This is a genomic window from Streptomyces sp. R21 (assembly GCF_041051975.1).
Classification (GTDB): domain Bacteria; phylum Actinomycetota; class Actinomycetes; order Streptomycetales; family Streptomycetaceae; genus Streptomyces.
The window spans coordinates 199,019-212,101 of the sequence record NZ_CP163435.1 but is presented as its reverse complement, the minus strand read 5'-3'; the positions used below and the strand labels follow the sequence as shown (position 1 = coordinate 212,101).

The window sequence follows — 13,083 nt, the reverse complement described above, 5'->3', positions numbered from 1 at the left end:
CGCACGCCTCCCAGGCTCCTGGCTGCTCTGCCTGTGTGGTCTGCCGTGCCCCGGCCGGCGCCGTTCCTCGGCCGGGACACGGCTGTCACTGTGACGCTCAGCCGGCCGCGGGCGGCGCGGGCTGCGCGGACTGACGGGTGGTCGGCATGAGCCGGTGCCACAGGTTGTTCACCCCGGCCGCGAGCAGGATCCCGGCGAGCTCCTGGTCGCTGTAGAGCTTCGCGGCCTCGGCCCACACCTCGTCGGAGACCGGGTCCACGGTGTCGGCCAGCCGTGTCGCCGCCTCGGTCAGGGCCAGCGCCGCACGCTCCTCGGGGCTGAAGAACGGGGTGTCGCGCCAGGCGGCGACGGTGCGCACCCGCTCGTCGCTCTCCCCGGCCGCCGTCAGGTCACCGGCGTGCTTGTTCACATTCCAGCTGGAGCCGTTGATCTGGCTGGCCCGCAGGTAGATGAGGTTGATCGTCGTGTCCGGCAGCCCGGTCTTCTTCACGGCCTCACCCAGCGCCAGCAGCGCCGGAAGAGTGTCGGGGCCGGCGGCGATGGCGGGGTTGGGAATACGGGGGGCGGTCATGGATTCCTCCAGAATTCATCAGCGGCAAAAGCCGCCTGGATCGCGGGGTGCCTGCTCACTGCGGTGACAACCGGGAACGGGAATGAAGACCGGCCCTTGCGCAAACTCCTCGGCGCAGCCGCCGCCGGGCACACCCCGGCAGCCTGTGGACGCACCGTCGGCGCCCGCCCTCCCCGGCCCCCGTCCGCAGGAGACCGAGCAACAGCATGCCCCACCACCCCCACCCGGGAAGCTGCCCCAAAGCCCCGCCCAGCCAGGGCAGTAGCACTTCTGAAGCCGACTTCGAGCAATCCTTGAGCGCACTGTTGCCAAGAGCGTCCAGGGCTCTCAGAGGCCGGGGCCTACGTCATATCCAGCTCCGGCCCGGCCTGATCGATAGCTGCCTGGCCGGCGCCAGAGTGCCCCGCGCTCCGCAGCCGACAACAACTCGAGGAAGTCAGCAGGACTTTCCGGTGGTGTGTCCGAGAGGCCGCTCGCCAAGGGGGGTCGGCGAAAGCGCGGTCACAACCCTTCAATTGGCCGCTGAGCGCGATAGTTGGCCGCCTCGTTGGTCGTGCGGGTGCAGACAACTGTGGGCTGGCTGGGCCAGGGCCGGGAAGGCCGGTTGGCCTAGAGTCTGTGGTGACCGAGCGGCTGGAGGTGCAGATGACAGCGCAGGGCCGGCGGCGTGAGCTTGCCGAGTTCCTCCGCAGCCGGCGGGCGCGGCGCACGCCTGCCGACGCGGGGCTGCCAACCTTCGGGCGGCGGCGCACTCCCGGGCTGCGGCGCGAGGAAGTGGCGACGCTCGCCGGGGTGAGCATCACCTGGTACACGTGGCTGGAGCAGGCCCGCAATATCCGCGTCTCGCGCCAGATTCTCGGGAGCCTGGCCACGGCACTCGGACTTGATGAGGTCGAGCGTGCCCATCTGTTCCGGCTGGCCGATGAACCGCCTCCGGACGGGGCGCCTTCGCGCGCCGAACTGCCAGCCCAGTACGAGCTGTTGCTCACCCACCTCGACCCGAACCCGGCCTTCATCGTGAACCCGCGGTTCGACATCCTGGCCTGGAACCGCGGCTGCGAACTCCTCTACGGCGACCTGGGCGCCTTGCCCGCATCGCGGCGCAACGTCCTGTGGCTCACGTTCACCGCGCCCGAGGTGCGGGAGATGACCCGAGACTGGGAGACGGAGGCCGCGCTCACCGTCGCGCTGTTCCGCACGCAGGCGAACGAAGGCATCCTGGCGCCCGAGATCACCGGACTCATCGCGGAACTGGCCGACGCCAGCCCCGACTTCGCCCGCCTGTGGCGACGCAAGGAGCTGGCGCCGTTCGTGCCCAAGGCCCGTACGATCGACCATCCGCTGCTCGGCGAGGTCACCCTCGACTACGTGAAGCTGCACGTGGCGAACGACGACAAGACGCTGGTGTCGTATCTGCTGCCACCGGGCTCAGAAGTGGAGAGCCAATTCCTCAAACTCGTCAGGAATCCGGGTGCGTGAACGTCAGGCGACGGTGAACCCGCCGTCGACCGGGAGGACCGTGCCCGTCACATAGTCGGCGCCGATGAGGTAGGCGATCGCGTTCGCGACATCGCCGGGCCGACCGATCCGCTTGGCCGGAAGGTCCGCCGCCACGGCGGTGAACTGGGCCGCACGCTGTTCCTCCGGCAGGAACGACCACCAGGCAGTGTCGACGGCCCCGGGGGCCACGGCGTTGACCCGCACCGGAGCCAGTTCGGCGGCGAGCGGGGACACGATGCGTTCGATCGCCCCGTTGACCGCGGCGAGCGCCACGCTGCCGGGCAGGGCGGCCCTCGCGGTGGCTGCGGAGATCATCGTGACCGAGCCGGTGACGTCGGCCTTCTGGATCGCGTACAGGTAGGGGAAGAGCTTGCCGTCGAAGGCACCCCTGATGCTGGCCAGGCTCACGTCCGCGAGCGGCCCGAACCCGAGCGCGCCCGGACTGAATGCCAGCACGAGATGGCCGATGACGCCGATCCGCTCGAAGAACTCCGCCACGTCCGTTTCCGAGGCGCCGTCGACCTGTTCGGCACCGGCCACCCGGTCCTTGGCTGCCGCCAGCTTCTCAGGGTCCCGTCCGGTCACTATCACCTCGGCGCCGGCAGCCGTCAGCCTCTCGGCTGCCGCGAGGCCGATCCCGGACGTCCCACCCATGATCACAACGCGCATCGCGTGCGTCTCCGATTCCGTAGGTCTGTGTTGCGTCTGCCCCATCAGCCTCGGGAATCCGCAGACAGTGATCCAGATACGCCTGATGCTGGTGGTCCGGCCACCCCCCAGGTCGTGCCCAGGAGAGGCTCGGATCGGCATCAGTAACACGACGTGGTCGCTACCCTGCGGCCAACTGTGACGCTCAGAGTGGCCAACTGAAGCGCTCAGTCACAGGATCCGGGGGGCGTCGAAGACCGTGAACTGCTCGAGCGGCCACATGACCGGCTCCCGGGCCTCCGCGGGAATGACGCCGAGCGACATGGACGACAGCTCCACGCAGGCCAGCACATGCTCCAGTTGGCGTCGCCGACGCGGTGATGGAGGACGTTCTCCTCGAGAGCGTCGCGAAGCGGTGGTTGCCCTCACGGATGACGTGCGAGCGGCGCATGCGGGCCTCGACGGCCCCGCTCACATCGTCGGGGGTGCCGCGGAAGCCCGCGAGGGTGCCCGTGAGCGCTGTCGCGCAGCCGGGCCTCTGCAGGCAGCCGGGGACCACGGCCCCCTCGTCAGAGTGTGCTGAGGTCGATCTCCACCCGGAAGGGTGCCGCGGCCTTGACCACACCGGTGAACACAACATCGTCGCGGTAGACCCCACTGGCAGGGTCGAGAAGGTAGGTGTAGACGAGGGGAAGGCCGGTAACGCTCTGCTCGATGCGCCAGTAGAAGGGGATGCCGGCCTTGGCGTACTGGTCCACCTTCACGATCCGGTCGGTGGTCTCCGAACCGGGTGCGACGACCTCGACCACCAGGAGCACATGCTCCGGGCGGGTCGGCGTGATGTCGAGGGTGTCGGCGCGATAGACGACGACGTCCGGGCGGCGGTTGGTGAGCGGCACGTCCTGCAGACGGACGTCGAAGTCGGTGTCCGCGTTCCAGTTGGGTCCTGCGGTGGCGTCCAGGGCATTCGCCAGGATCCGGGCCAGGCGGTTGTGCCGCTTGGACGCGCTGGGGCTCACAACGATCATCCCGTCCACGACCTCGATACCCGCGCACTGCTCCTCGGACCAGGAGTCGTACTGTTCCGCGGTGACCTGCGCATGCATCCACGCCGGAGCGACCATCTCGGCGGTCATGGCGAACCCCCTTGGCATGCTCGGCGGGCCGGACAACGCTCGGCCCAGCGTAGTGCGCTTCGGCGGACCGTTCGTGCGGGTCGGCCCGGCCGGCCGCCGGCTGCCCTCAGGTCCGGCGACGAGATGGTCCGGCAGAGCGGCGAATCCTTCGGCGGGAAGCGACTGGGCCACAACGTCCGGACAGCCCCTGAGGGGGCATCGCTGCTCTGCTGACCCAGAGCGTCCTCATCAAGACGGTTCGGTCCGGGGTCTCGCAAGACGAAGAGGGTGCGGGCGGAGGGATGCCGAACTCGGCGGCGTCGCGCAGCCAGTCGCAGACCACAGTGCCGCCCTCGGCCCCGATGTTGAGAATGAGTACCGGGCTGGCGAGGCCGTCGTGACGGCTCCGGCGCTCTCTCACAGGGCACGCCGGCCGGCCCGCTCACGCGGTACGACGGAACCGTCGCCCGAACGCTCGGCGAGGGCACGCAGGACGAGCTGCTCGAGCAGCCCCAGCACAGGAACCTGATGGTTCCTGCATCGTTGACGGCGGCGACTGCGTACTGCGCGTAGCGCCAGTCCTTGCGGGCCTGGGCTTCGGCGAGGACTGCCTGGACGGGAACTCGGCGGGCACGGCCCGTCCCGGTCGGGGGAGCGGCGACTTCAACGTCACGCACATGCCGCCGCTTCCTCCTCGGCCGGCTCAGGCATGATCCTGCGCAGCCCGGCGTCCGCCCTCCCGACCGGGACGGCCGTGGCCGGTCCTCAGCCCGCCACTTCGGCCCCGGCCGCACTCCGGTGGTGGCGAGGGGCCCAGGCAGGCGGACGCTTCGCGCGTCAGTCCGTCACTTGTAGATCTTGCCGGGCTCGGCCTTGGACGGAGCGAGCAGCTGGGAGACGGTCACGAAGGTGTAGCCCTGCTTGCGGAGCGCCTTGAGGATGGAAGGCATGGCCGGCACGGTGCCCTTGTGCAGCGGGTGGAGCAGGATGATCCCGTCGCGGCCTGCGCCCGCGAGCACGCGCTTGGTGATCAGCGCGGTGTCGTCCGTCTCGTAGTCCTTCGCGGTCACCGTCCACAGCACCTGCGCCATCCCCAGTTCTTTCGAGACCTTGGAGACGCGGTCGTCGGTGCGGCCCTGGGGCGGGCGCATCAGCGTCGGCTCGCTGCCGGTGAGGCCGGAGATGGCCCGGGCTGTGCGGCGCAGTTCGTCGCGGATCTGCGCGTCGGAGACATCGGTCAGCACCGCGTGCGTCCAGGTGTGGTCCCCGATCTCGTGGCCGTCCTTGGCGATCCGCCGCACTACCTCCGGGAACTTGTGGATGCGCCGGCCCTCGAGGAAGAACGTCGACGGTGCCTTGTACTCCTTGAGGAGGTCCATCAGCCGGTCGGTGGGTTCGCCCGGGTTGCCGTCGAAGGTGAGCGCGATGCACTTGACCTTCCGGCAGTCCACCTGCCCCGGCGGTACGGCGGCTCCGGACGCGGCCCGGTCACGTTCCTCGCCCGGGGAGACGGTCTCCATCTTGTTCGCCTGGATGATCATGACGACGGTCACCGTCACGGCCGCCACCACGGCCAGGGTCAGGAGTATGAGCAGGCGAGGCCGCCTCTTAAGGATCTTCACCTCAGGGAGAAGACTTCAGCGCCACAAGGGTTGCCCGGCGGCCTCGAAAGTGAGGCAGGACACGTGTGCGGCGTGTTTCCCGTGCGCTGAGACGCCACCTCGGCTGCGATCCGCTCCAGCGCCTCTGCGGCGTGCTCGGCCGCCGGCGGTGACGCTGGTCGCCTCACGCCGGGCAACGGCCCCTGCCGCTGCGGCAGCCGCCAGCGGGCCACCCCGGCTTCCGCCTCCACGCGTTCCCTGCCCAGCTGCTCGACCCGGTCCGCCCCCACGACCCGCCGCTGAACCACCCCCGCCAGCCCACCGCGGCCGCCCTCCGCCCCTCCTCCCGTGGCGGGTTGTTTTCCCGATCCGGCCGGGGGGGCAACGGTCGGGCCGGTTCGGCAGTCGTAGGGGGTGACACCCACCCGTCTCCCGCGCTCGCCGCCAACTGCCGTCGCTCGTGGGGTGGTTGGCAGCAGAACCCGTCACCCCTTGGGAGGATTGATGAGCCGCTTCGCTGCATCACCGGGCGCCAGACCAAGTGGCGGGCGCGACGCCGCCCCGCCCGTCACCACCGCACGTGTCCTGCAGCACAGGTCCGGCGGTCGCGCGGCAGGCCGCACCGCTGTGGTGGGGGCCGTCGCCGTCGCGCTGGCGGGCATCGGCGCCTCCGCCGACGCCGCATCGGCCACCGCACCCCGCACCCCGGTGATCAGCGGCGCCACCGTCAACTCCGGCCATGACGTCATCGTGGGGATCACGCACAACGTGGTGTTCCCGGTCACGGTCAGCGGATCGGATGACTCCGGCCTGTCCTTCGCCGATGTGGATCTGAAAGGCCCGCACGGCGGTTTCTACACCACCGACGCGTTCTGCGAGACCGCGACGGCGTGCACGACGGTGTTCACCGTCAACGCCCACCCGGCCCCGGGCAGTGACGATCCGGTGGACCTGGCCAACGCCAACGCGGGTACCTGGTCGGTCGACGTCCTGGCCGACGCCAACGACGGCGATTCCGTTTTCGCCCCCGGCGTGGGGTCGTTCGGCCTCAAGCGTGCCGCGCAGCTCACGGTCAACGCCGCACCGGAACCGGTGGCCAAGGGCGCCCGTATCAGCGTCACCGGCAAGCTCGTGCGGGCCAACTGGGACACCTACCGGTATGCGGGATACGCGGGCCGGGCCGTGCAACTGCAGTTCCGCCCGAAGAACAGCAGCACCTACACCACGGTGGCCACCGCGAACACCAGCACCACCGGCACCCTGCGCACCACGGTCACAGCGGTCAAGGACGGCTACTGGCGCTGGAACTTCACCGGCACCCCCACCACCGGCCCGGCCAAGGCCACCGGCGACTACGTCGACGTACGCCCCTGACCAGACAAGCACCACGATTCCTCACGCCGCGTTGCTTCCAGCCTGCCCCAGGCTGCCGCGCAGTCGGCCGGTTCGAGCTCGAGCACGCCGTCCAGCAGCCGTCCCCTGCTGGACGGCGTGGAGGCGGGCGAGGAGAAAGCAGCGCTGCCATCCGCTCTCCCGCACCGGGCACCCGTCCGGGGCAGTGGTTCTTGGGCCCGCTGTGATGGCGTACGGTAGGGATCACCGACGCGGGGTGGAGCAGCTCGGTAGCTCGCTGGGCTCATAACCCAGAGGTCGCAGGTTCAAATCCTGTCCCCGCTACTGCATGGTGCAGGGCCCGGATCCACGCGGATCCGGGCCCTGCACCGTTGTCGGCGACAGTGCCTCCCCGGAGCGGTAGCTGCGGATCCGGCGGGGCATGCTGCGACGGACGAAGATGGGCAGCGCCGACTGAACGCGCGCCCCCACCGCGTGCGAGTGGACCGCCACCTCTCACGCTTCGGCCGCGCCGAGGCCGGTCGAGAAGCCCGCCGGCCCCGGCGCGCGCCACCCCTTCCAGCAGCACGTCACACTGCCGGGGCAGCCGTGACCGCGTCCGACAGCACGCTGCGCCGCTTCTCATCCGTTGACCGGCGGCGCGCCTTCCGGGGCAGCCAGCAAGGCCTGCGGCAGGTAGCCGGATCGGACGCGCACGTCCCAGCCGTGCACCTGGACGGCCAAAGCGGCCAGGGCGATCGTCTTGTGCGGCAGCAGGCTGCGGGGCGCCGCATCGGGGGATGCGCTCTGCCGGTGCTGGACCAGGCGATGCGCCAGGGCCTGCTCGAAGGCCGCCTGGTCGTCCTCCAGGAGCACGCGCAACAGCTGCTGATCCGGCGTCAGGGCGCCGAGGGCATTCAGGCGCAGCGCGCCGTCGAGCCGCTCGTCGACCTCCGGCATGCACAACGTCACCGATGGCCAGTCCCGCGGCAGGTGCCCACGGGCCTTGGCCAGGTAGCAGGAAAGGGTGTCCATCTCCGCCAGTTCCGCCGGATCCGACGGTGATTCCAGCTTCGAGTACGGCACCCCGTCGTGGATCGTGGACGCGTGGTCACGCAGCAACAGCCCGATGACACGGTCCCGTTCCCAGACCATGCCGCTGATCACGCACAGAGCGAACGCATCCAGCCAGTCCCGCGCGGTGGACGCGTGCGCCACCACGGCCTCGAAGGCTATGTCCTCGCTGCTGATGCTCTCGCCGACGAGGGGAAAGAGAATCTCTTGGTCCCCGTTGGGATAACAGCCGAGCTCCAGGAATCCCAGGGAGCACTCCGCCGCGGTGCGCAGGACGACGCGTGAGGGCTCATTGCTGAGCTGAGGGTCCGTCACCGTGCCGGCAGCGACGTGGTCGAGAAGGTCGTCCCGCATCGCCTGCAGCTCCTCATCGGAGTAACAGTCGTACTGCATCGTGTGCCAGCGGCGATGGGCCCGCCGCCCGATGTCCTCCAGCGCCTGCTCAATCCGCTGCTCACTCACGTCATGCCGGGCTACGTCCTTGATCGTCATACGCGTCATCCTGACAGCGGCCACTGACATCACCGAGGGTGCCTTCGAGGACGGTCTGGATGATCTGCGGCCGGCCCCAGAGGGCCAGGAGTCCGTTGGCGAGGGCCACGACGGGCAGCGGGTCCTGGCTGCCGTGCACCGTGATGGCGGCGGCCGACAGGCTGCGGGGGACGGCTCCCGCGTCGAGGAGGACGCGCCATTGCTCCGGGCCGAGCTCCAGGAACTCCAGTGTGGTGAGCTCGGCGATCTCCAGAGAATCGGCGAGCGTGCCGGGATGGGCGGTAAGGGTGCGCAGGCAGGGCAGCCCGGTGACCGGCGCGAGGCTGAGCGGCTCGGCGTCCCATCCCCCGATGGACAAGACCTCCAGGCCGGGGTGTGCGGCGGCCTCGATGCCCGGCAGGCTCCGGATGCTGACACGGGCCACGGCCGGCGGCTGGTCTTTGCCCGGGCCGCCGCCGCGCTTGCTGCGCTGATCCGTCACCAGGCCGGTGAGCGAGCCGGCGACCAGGCAGGCGCCGACGTTCTCCTCATGGCCGAGGATGATGATCTGCCCGGCGTGTCCGCGCGGGCCGGGCGTCAGGCCGACCACCAGCCGGTCACCGCCGCCGTTGTCCCGAAGACGATCCAGCCGGGCGAGCCCACCAGGCCCTGCACCGCGGCGCCGGGCGGGGTGACGACCGCCTCCATCGCCGCGAACTCCCCACGGCAGTGGCGCGAGGCCGCGTCCTTGCTGTTCCACCGCGCCGCGTGATCGGATAGCGGCAGCATCGCGTGCCGGTGACGGATTGCGTCAGGCATGGAGGTGCGGAACCGAAGGGACCGCCATCCGTGGCTTCCCATGACGGCGACCGTGCAGTCGCCTTGAGCCGGCAGCTCGCGCAAGCACATCAAGAACTGCGTCGCCAGATCGGCGAGATCAGGACAAGTATCGGTCACCGCCGGTTGAGCGACGACGTACTTCTCACCCATTGCCTGGCTTTTTGTGCCGCGTTGACTTCGCACCACCAGGGTGAGGACGACGGGATGTTCTCCGAATTACTACGGCAACGCCCGGATCTCGCCGCGACGGTCACGAATCTTGTCGAGGACCATGGACTGATCTCCTCGATCCTGTCCCAGGTGAGCGAACTCGCTGACAGAGCGGCCGAATCGCGTGGCCCGGCTCTGGAGGCGATCGGGCGCGAACTCGACGGACTGGCAGCGATCATGGAATCCCACTTCAGCTACGAAGAGCGGACGATCAGCGAGGCACTCGACGACGGAATACCCGCCACCGACTGGCCCGACATGGTGTTCGGGTTCCGTACGGCATGAATTGACATGGATGCGTTCCTCGGCGCATACAAGATTTCCGTAGCGGTTGATCGCCCAGAGATCGTCGTCGGGCAGGGGCGAGTGGCTGCGGCGTGAGGAGGCGGCAAGGATGACGCGTTTGCTGATTGATCACACGGCCGCAGGTCACAGACACGACCCTTCACTTCTTCGGCTACTGAGCGTCTTGCAGTCCCTCAAGCACAGTCAAAGAGCCGTCCCGCTCGAACCGCAGCACGCGGGGCCGGGTAGCTTCCTGGGCTGAGCCCGGCTCAGGACGAAGCTCTGCGTAGCGCTGATGGTAAAGATCAACTGCTTCGCGGAGCGAGCATCCTTGTGCCTCACGAATCGTCTTCACCGCGAGGATGGTGCGCCCCTCCAGAATGTCGCGATCTACACTCTCCGGCAGTTCTGCCACACGTCCTCCCCGGTCCGGCATCGCAGTAGAGCAACCGCGACTCCTCCGGTCAACTGAGTTGAGCAGCAGACCACGCAAGCCCTCGGCCGTGCCCGCTGCGTGCCCGCCTCGGCTGAGATCGATGAGGACACGAAACTGCCCCCAGAGCTGGCGAATAACCCGCAGGTGAAGAAGGGGGTGGCCTCGAGAGCCAGACTCCCAGAGTGCGAGGGCTGAAGCGCTCATCGCGTCTCCGTATAGATGCACCCCCAGCCCAGTCCCGGCTTGTGCCGGCGCGGAGGACTCAGCTCGCTTCCGCGCCGGGAAGCTGGTCAACGGCAGGTCCTCGGACTGCGCGCTGACTGGCCTGCCCTGTTGAACGACGGGCTCAGTCGCGTGCGGCGAGTGCCTCGCGCCATGCCGGGCTGTCGACGTAGTGGTTGTCGAACCGCTCCGAGGAGTCCTTGATCTCCTGTGGGTCGGCCTCGCCGCGCATCACCCGGCCCAGGAGGCGCAGGTAGTCGAAGCGGCCGGCGCCCGGGGTGAAGACGAACAGTACGTCGGCCGTCCTGCCGGGAGCTGCGGCGAAGGCGTGCGGGGTGTGCGGCGGCACGAGGAGGAAGTCGCCCGCCTCCAGAACAGTGATCTCCTCGCCCACCAGCACCTGGAGTGCTCCGTCGATCACGAAGAACATCTCGGACGCCTTGGTGTGCAGGTGGGCGGGTGCGCCGACCGCGCCCTCGGCGAACGTCGACCGGTAGCTGGTGAGCCGTCCGCCGGTGTGGTCGGAGTCCGCGAGCAGTGTCATGACGCTGCTGGGGTCGCGGGTCGTCTCGGCGTCGTCGCCGCGGACAAGGAGCGGGGCGAAGTCCGTGGTCTGCGTGGTCTGTGTGGTCTCGTTCGTCTTCGTCGTCATGACTACGACTCTAGGGCGCCAACCGACCGGCACCGGGGTGCATTTCAGGGCCGAAAGCAGGGGTCAATCTGCTCGACGCGCCAGGTCAGGTGGCCGTTGGAGCTGAGCGCCGATGTTCTTTCACTTCGGCAGCGCAGTGCGGGTGGAGATGTTCTCTTGTGCTTGAGCGGGGACAGCCGCGCGATGTCCTCGTCGCGGATTCGTGGCCCTCGTCGCGGAGCTGGGCGACGGCCGCGTCGATGTACCCGGCGTGTAGAGCACCACGGCGTTCAGGACCAGGCCCAGCGCACCGAGCTGGTGTTCCATCAGATCGCGGTACGCCTGGTGGATGGCGCCCTGACGGGCGTGCGTGCGGTGACGACTCCCGCAGCGCGCCAGGCGCCGGTTCTGTTCTTCCTCATGCCAGGGGCTGACGAGGGCTGTGCTGATTCCGGGTTCATCTAGGACCAGAACTGTCCTAGTTGACGCCTAGTGTCGTGACATCACGAAGGAACGCACGAGGGGATGACACCGATGAGCCAGACTGCACCCGAGGGCTACACCAGCGTTGCGCCATGGGTGGTCACCGACGACACCGGCGCACTGCTCGACTTCATCACCGGCGCGTTCGACGGCGAAGAGCTTGCCCGGGTACCGGTCGAGGACGGAACCATCGGCCACGGCGAGATCCGCGTCGGCGACACGGTCGTGCTGGCCTTCGACCGACGGCCCGACTGGCCGGTGATGCCCTCGCTGTTGCGGGTCTACGTCCCGGACGCGGACGCCGCCATGGCCGCTGCTGTTGCGCACGGGGCACACGTGGTCACCGAGGCTGCCGATAGCGCGTGGGGGGACCGTGGCGGCAGGGTGCGGGACCCGTTCGGCAACATCTGGTGGGTGATGAGCCGGGTCGAGCACATCCCACCGGACCTGGCCTGGCAGCGCATGTCCGAGCCGAAGTACGCCGAGGCGATGCGCACGGCCCAGGAAACCCTGGACGCCGCGCTCAGCGGCCGGGAAACAGGGACGGCCAGCGCCCCGCAGCCCCCAAGCCACTGAGATCAACCTCCGACCCGACTGCGGACAAGGGGAGTTGAGGGCCGCCAATGGTGCGCTTGCCGCCACGCGACAAGGCCGGCGAGGCCGGTCTGGGACGGCGGCGATGCGGGCCGATCCGGGCGTGCACGAGAACAGTTGACGACCGGCAGACCCAGCGGGGGAGAAGCACCAGGTAGCGCTGCGCATCGCCGGCCGCCTGCCGGCAGGTGCCGTCCGCGTAGCCCCGCCCGCGGAGTCTGTGCCGCTCTGGACGCCGGCACCAGCTACGGCCGGATCTGCAACTCGCTCAAGAACACCGACGGCGCCGCCGCCGGCCTGACCATCCGCGCGAGCACCGCCTACGGCGACATCACCGCCCGCAGTCTCTGAAGCCGCCCGCAATCTGCAAAGGAGCCCACGTCATGAAGTCGTCGCTCGTACAGGGGCCCGTGTCGGCGACTGCGGCCACTGCCGGCCCCATCGCCGCGTTCATACGGTTTGTGATCTTCGGGGGTGGCGTCGGAGTCCTCTCCAGCGTCGCGGTAGCGCTGGTGGCCAAGAGCATGCCGTGGGCCCTCTCGAACGCGCTCGTCACCGTCGCCTCGACCCTGCTGTGCACCGAGCTCCACGCCCGCTACACGTTCGGCAAGGAGAACGGCGCCGGATGGCGCGAGCACTGGCAGTCCGCGGGGTCGGCCACCGCCGCCTACCTCGCCACCAGCGCCGCCGTGTTCGTCCTGCATCTGGCGCAGGCCTCGCCCGGCATGCTGACCGAGCAGACCGTCTACCTCGGCGCCTCCGGCCTCGCCGGAATAGGCCGCTTCCTCGTCCTGCGCCTCTACGTCTTCGCCACCCGCACCGACAGGACGGCACACCCCCTGCAGCAGGGGACGAAGGCCGCACCCGTCCTGGTCACGGCGGCATAGGCCACGCGCCCACGCGCCCAAGTACCCGGGTCACCCGCGTTGCGCTCCGTGCCGGCTGCAGCTCAGTCCTGGCGGATCGGCGGCCTGCGCTTCTTCGATGTTCGCGCCTTCCACGAACTCAACCGGGAGCCCTGACACTCCGGACTCGACCACTGCTCAAGCGCAGGTTCAGACACAACTCGG

General features: G+C 69.3%; 12 protein-coding genes, 1 tRNA gene and 3 pseudogenes. 6 read left to right on the top strand and 10 right to left on the bottom strand.

From position 1 onward, the window contains the following. Nucleotides 1-97: 97 nt before the first annotated feature. Nucleotides 98-571, bottom strand: coding sequence for a carboxymuconolactone decarboxylase family protein (locus tag AB5J56_RS01050; RefSeq protein ID WP_369229062.1), 474 nt, complete (start codon nt 569-571; stop codon nt 98-100). 621 nt (nt 572-1,192) lie between these two features. On the opposite strand from AB5J56_RS01050, the gene AB5J56_RS01045 reads away from it, so the two are divergent. After that, entirely contained in the window at nt 1,193-2,050 is an 858-nt protein-coding gene (locus AB5J56_RS01045) for a helix-turn-helix transcriptional regulator (RefSeq protein WP_369229060.1), read from the top strand. 3 nt (nt 2,051-2,053) lie between these two features. Here the strand turns inward: AB5J56_RS01045 and AB5J56_RS01040 are convergent, their stop codons facing one another. The 4 genes and pseudogenes from AB5J56_RS01040 to AB5J56_RS01025 form a co-directional block, all read right to left on the bottom strand. Beyond that, entirely contained in the window at nt 2,054-2,740 is a 687-nt protein-coding gene (locus AB5J56_RS01040; protein ID WP_369229059.1) for an SDR family oxidoreductase, read from the bottom strand. A 451-nt stretch (nt 2,741-3,191) separates the two neighbouring features. Continuing rightward, nucleotides 3,192-3,359, bottom strand: a pseudogene (locus AB5J56_RS01035) (hypothetical protein); the annotation flags it as partial. Continuing rightward, on the bottom strand, nt 3,289-3,855 hold the full coding sequence (locus AB5J56_RS01030; protein ID WP_369229057.1) for a Uma2 family endonuclease: 567 nt from the start codon (nt 3,853-3,855) through the stop codon (nt 3,289-3,291). The pseudogene AB5J56_RS01035 and the gene AB5J56_RS01030, both read right to left, overlap by 71 nt. A gap of 824 nt (nt 3,856-4,679) precedes the next feature. Further along, the gene (locus AB5J56_RS01025) at nt 4,680-5,456 is read right to left on the bottom strand and encodes a polysaccharide deacetylase family protein (protein WP_369229055.1); all 777 of its coding nucleotides are present in this window, start codon (nt 5,454-5,456) and stop codon (nt 4,680-4,682) included. 483 nt (nt 5,457-5,939) lie between these two features. On the opposite strand from AB5J56_RS01025, the gene AB5J56_RS01020 reads away from it, so the two are divergent. Further along, nucleotides 5,940-6,809 carry a calcium-binding protein gene (locus AB5J56_RS01020; protein ID WP_369229053.1) on the top strand — a complete coding sequence of 290 codons (870 nt, stop codon included), beginning with the start codon at nt 5,940-5,942 and terminating at the stop codon, nt 6,807-6,809. A gap of 229 nt (nt 6,810-7,038) precedes the next feature. Next, nucleotides 7,039-7,112, top strand: a tRNA-Met gene (locus AB5J56_RS01015). A 297-nt stretch (nt 7,113-7,409) separates the two neighbouring features. On the opposite strand, the gene AB5J56_RS01010 is transcribed toward AB5J56_RS01015, so the two are convergent. Beyond that, entirely contained in the window at nt 7,410-8,333 is a 924-nt protein-coding gene (locus AB5J56_RS01010) for an immunity 49 family protein (RefSeq protein WP_369229051.1), read from the bottom strand. Continuing rightward, nucleotides 8,305-9,059, bottom strand: a pseudogene (locus tag AB5J56_RS01005) (SMI1/KNR4 family protein); the annotation flags it as partial. The pseudogene AB5J56_RS01005 and the gene AB5J56_RS01010, both read right to left, overlap by 29 nt. 102 nt (nt 9,060-9,161) lie before the next feature. On the opposite strand from AB5J56_RS01005, the gene AB5J56_RS01000 reads away from it, so the two are divergent. After that, complete coding sequence (locus AB5J56_RS01000) at nt 9,162-9,647, top strand: hemerythrin domain-containing protein (protein WP_369229049.1); 486 nt, start codon at nt 9,162-9,164, stop codon at nt 9,645-9,647. Nucleotides 9,648-9,819: 172 nt separating this feature from the next. Here the strand turns inward: AB5J56_RS01000 and AB5J56_RS00995 are convergent, their stop codons facing one another. The 3 genes and pseudogenes from AB5J56_RS00995 to AB5J56_RS00985 all read right to left on the bottom strand — a co-directional run. Continuing rightward, nucleotides 9,820-10,062, bottom strand: coding sequence for a hypothetical protein (locus AB5J56_RS00995; protein ID WP_369229047.1), 243 nt, complete (start codon nt 10,060-10,062; stop codon nt 9,820-9,822). Between the two features lie 367 nt (nt 10,063-10,429). Next, nucleotides 10,430-10,957, bottom strand: a complete 528-nt coding sequence (locus AB5J56_RS00990; protein WP_369229045.1) for a cupin domain-containing protein — start codon at nt 10,955-10,957, stop codon at nt 10,430-10,432. A 155-nt stretch (nt 10,958-11,112) separates the two neighbouring features. Next, nucleotides 11,113-11,350 (bottom strand): annotated as a pseudogene (locus tag AB5J56_RS00985) (Tn3 family transposase); the annotation flags it as partial. A 120-nt stretch (nt 11,351-11,470) separates the two neighbouring features. On the opposite strand from AB5J56_RS00985, the gene AB5J56_RS00980 reads away from it, so the two are divergent. Beyond that, complete coding sequence (locus AB5J56_RS00980) at nt 11,471-11,995, top strand: VOC family protein (RefSeq protein WP_369229043.1); 525 nt, start codon at nt 11,471-11,473, stop codon at nt 11,993-11,995. 401 nt (nt 11,996-12,396) lie between these two features. Continuing rightward, nucleotides 12,397-12,900, top strand: a complete 504-nt coding sequence (locus AB5J56_RS00975) for a GtrA family protein (RefSeq protein WP_369229041.1) — start codon at nt 12,397-12,399, stop codon at nt 12,898-12,900. The last annotated feature ends 183 nt before the right edge of the window (nt 12,901-13,083 follow it).